General features: G+C 70.5%; 3 protein-coding genes. All 3 read right to left on the reverse strand.

Annotated features, from left to right (window positions below; all coding sequences use genetic code 11):
- Window positions 1–1,374, reverse strand: coding sequence for an FAD-dependent oxidoreductase (locus tag RWP81_RS15525; protein ID WP_314457617.1), 1,374 nt, complete (start codon window positions 1,372–1,374; stop codon window positions 1–3).
- Between the two features lie 40 nt (window positions 1,375–1,414).
- Window positions 1,415–2,476: a polyprenyl synthetase family protein gene (locus tag RWP81_RS15530; RefSeq protein ID WP_314457618.1), complete on the reverse strand. Its 1,062-nt coding sequence runs from the start codon at window positions 2,474–2,476 to the stop codon at window positions 1,415–1,417.
- A 96-nt stretch (window positions 2,477–2,572) separates the two neighbouring features.
- Complete coding sequence (locus RWP81_RS15535; RefSeq protein ID WP_314457619.1) at window positions 2,573–3,292, reverse strand: demethylmenaquinone methyltransferase; 720 nt, start codon at window positions 3,290–3,292, stop codon at window positions 2,573–2,575.
- Window positions 3,293–3,332 lie beyond the last annotated feature (40 nt).

Consider the following 3,332-nt stretch of genomic DNA (forward strand, 5'->3'; position numbering starts at 1 on the left):
TCACTCGCCGCGTGAGATCGCGATCATCTCGTCGCGCGGCACGACCTTGATGCGCGCGCGCTCGTGAGGGGCGCCGAGGGCCACCTCGTGCTCGTCGAGGCGGTGCCAGCCGTCGAGGTCGGTCCAACGCACTCCGCGCTCCGCGAGCAGGGCCGGGATGGCCTCCTCGTCGGGATGGGCGGGGCGCCACCACTCGCTCTGGTCGTTGATGACGTGGCGCACGGTCTCCATGGCATCCGACTTGGTGTGCCCGATGAGGCCGACGGGCCCGCGCTTGATCCACCCGGTGGCGTAGATGCCGGGCACGCGCGAGTTCGAGTCGGCAGAGAGCACCTGGCCCTCGTGGTTCGGGATGACGCCGTGGCGCTCGTCGAAGGGAACGTCCTTCAGCGGCGAGCCGAAGTAGCCGACCGCGCGGTAGATCGCCTGGATCGGCACCTCGCGGATCTCGCCCGTGCCGACGACGCCGCCCTCGGCGTCGGGTCGGGTGCGCTCGTAGCGGAGGGCGGCGACCCGCCCCTCGGCGTCTTTCACGACCTCGAGCGGCTTCGCCCAGAAGTGCAGGTGCAGGCGGCGCGACGCGTCTCCCCCGGCGCCGTTCGCGCCCGGGCGCGTGCGCCACTGCTGCAGCACGCGGTCGATGACCTTGACCTGCTTGTTCGTCTCGACGGCGGCCTTCGAGGCCTCGTCGTAGTCGAAGTCCTCGTCGTAGACGACCATGTCGACGTCGCGCAGCTCGCCGAGCTCGCGGAGCTCGAGCGGGGTGAACTTCACGTGTGCCGGGCCACGGCGACCGAACACGTGCACGTCGGTGACGGGCGAGGCCTTCAGTCCCTGATAGACGTTGTCGGGCACTTCGGTGGGAAGCAGGTCGTCGGCGTGTTTGGCGAGCATGCGCGTGATGTCGAGGGCGACGTTGCCGTTACCGATGACAGCGACCGACTCGGCCTCGAGCGGCCATTCGCGCGGCACGTCGGGGTGACCGTCGAACCAGCTGACGAAGTCGGCGGCGCCGTACGAGCCGTACGCGTCGATGCCGGGGATGTCGAGGTCGGCGTCGCGGATCGCGCCGGTCGAGAAGATGACGGCGTTGTAGTGCTGCTTGAGATCGTCGAGGGTGATGTCTTCGCCGAAGCGCACGTTGCCGAAGACGCGGATGTCGCCGCGGTCGAGCACCTCGCGCAGCGCCGTGACGACGCCCTTGATACGCGGGTGATCGGGGGCCACACCGTAACGGACCAGGCCGTAGGGCGCCGGCAGCTGCTCGAACAGGTCGATCGAGACGTCGAACTGACGCTCGGCTTTCAACAGGATGTCGGCGGCGTAGATGCCGGCGGGGCCGGCTCCGACGATGGCGAGGCGCAGCTTCGTCATGGGGTCCTCTCGATCGGGATCGGGGGGGGTGGAAATGTGGTCAGGCCGAGCGGTCGGCCACGGCGCGGGCGAAGCGCGTCAGCGCCTCGCGTACGGCGCCGTCGGGCAGCGGTGCGAGGGCGTCGATCGCGTCTTGCGACCACTGGTGCGCGAGACGCAGGGTCTCGTGCGTCGTCTCGTGGTCGCGCAGCTCGGCGAGAGCCGCGTCGAGGATCGCGGGGTCGGCACCGTCGGCGATGCGTTCCTGCCCCTCGTCGATGCGGGCGCGCAGGTCGGCGGATGCCGCGTCGGATCGGTGCCCGAGCAGGAGGTAGGGCATGGTCGGCACGCCCGCGCGCAGATCGGTGCCGGGCACCTTCCCCGTCTCGGACGGGTCGGGCGACAGGTCGATCACGTCGTCGAGCAACTGGAAGGCGACACCGGCCTTCTCGCCGAAGACGACCATGGGCTGCTCGTACTCCTCGGGCGCGCCCGAGTAGATGACGCCCGACTGAGCCGCGGCGGCGATGAGCGAGCCGGTCTTGTCGGCCAGCACCTTGAGGTAGAAGTCGACGGGCTCGTCGCCGTCCTGCGGACCCACGGTCTCGTGCATCTGGCCCAGCACGAGCCGCTCGAAGGTGTCGGCCTGCAACTGGATCGCGCGCTCGCCTCGGCGGGCCATCAGCTGACTCGCGCGGGCGAAGAGCAGGTCGCCGGTGAGGATGGCGATGTTGTTGCCCCACACGGTCTGCGCGCTCGGCACACCGCGGCGCTTGTCGGCACCGTCCATGACGTCGTCGTGGTACAGCGAGCCGAGGTGCGTGAGCTCCAGCGCCGTGGCGACCTCGACGACCTCGCGTGTGGTGCCCTGGCCGAGCTGGGCGGTGAGGATGGCCAGCATCGGCCGTACCCGCTTGCCGCCGGCCTCGTAGAGGTAGCGCGCGGTGACGTCGGCGAGCTTGTCGGCGCTTCGCACCTCGCCCTCGAGCTCGGTCTCGACGAGCGCGAGCCCCGCCTCGACGGTGGTGAGGAGGGTGCGCGAGCGGAGGCCTGCGAAGATGCGGTCACTCAGGCCCAGCTTGCCGGACAGGCGGGAGCCGGCCGCGGGCGGTCTCGGGGTCACGCTGTCAGCCTAGCCTGGCGCGCTGAGGGGCAGCCGCGGGTATCTCGACGGTTGACAGCGAGGCGCTGGGGAGAAGGCGTCGGGCCGGGGCCGGGATCACTCCGCGGGATGTATGCCGCGGTGCAACGCCACGATGCCGAACGACAGGTTGCGGTACTCCACGTCATCCCATCCCGAGTCGCGCATCCATCGAGCCAGCGTCGGCTGATCGGGCCAGTCGCGGATCGACTCGTTGAGGTAGTCGTAGGCCTCGGCGTTGCTGCTCACGGCCTTCGCGACGATCGGAAGGACACGGTCGTTGTAGAACCGGTAGAGGCCGTTGAAGACGGGGGACGGCGGGTGCGAGAACTCGCACACCACGATGCGTCCGCCGGGGCGTGTCACGCGGCGGAGTTCGCGGAGCGCCCGGCGCGGGTCGTTGACGTTGCGCAGGCCGAACGACATGGTCACCGCGTCGAACTCGCCGTCGTCGAAGGGGAGGTCGGTGGCATCCGCCTGCACGAACTCGAGGTTCGGCACCCTTCCGTGACGGCGACGGCCCTCGGCGATCATGCCGCGCGAGAAGTCGGCCGCGACGACGTGCGCGCCGCTGGGCACGAACGCCATCGACGACGTGCCCGTGCCGGCCGCGAGGTCGAGGATGCGCTCGCCTCGCTTCGGCGCCACGGCCCTCAGGGTCGCCGTACGCCAGAGGCGGTCGTTGCCGAGGCTGAGCACCGAGTTGGTGCGGTCGTAGGCGGCGGCGACCTGGTCGAACATGCCGCTGACGCGCTGCGGGTCTTTGCCGAGGTCGGCGCGGTTGGGGTCGCTGCTCACCCGTCGAGTCTAGGCCGGGGCGACGGGGCGGTCGCCGGGG

This window comes from uncultured Microbacterium sp., assembly GCF_963521695.1.
Lineage (GTDB): Bacteria > Actinomycetota > Actinomycetes > Actinomycetales > Microbacteriaceae > Microbacterium.

What these genes read in the sequence shown, in the direction of transcription:
- RWP81_RS15525 (WP_314457617.1), bottom strand. Translation starts at nt 1,374, where the DNA reads ATGACGAAGCTGCGCCTCGCCATCGTCGGAGCCGGCCCCGCCGGCATC.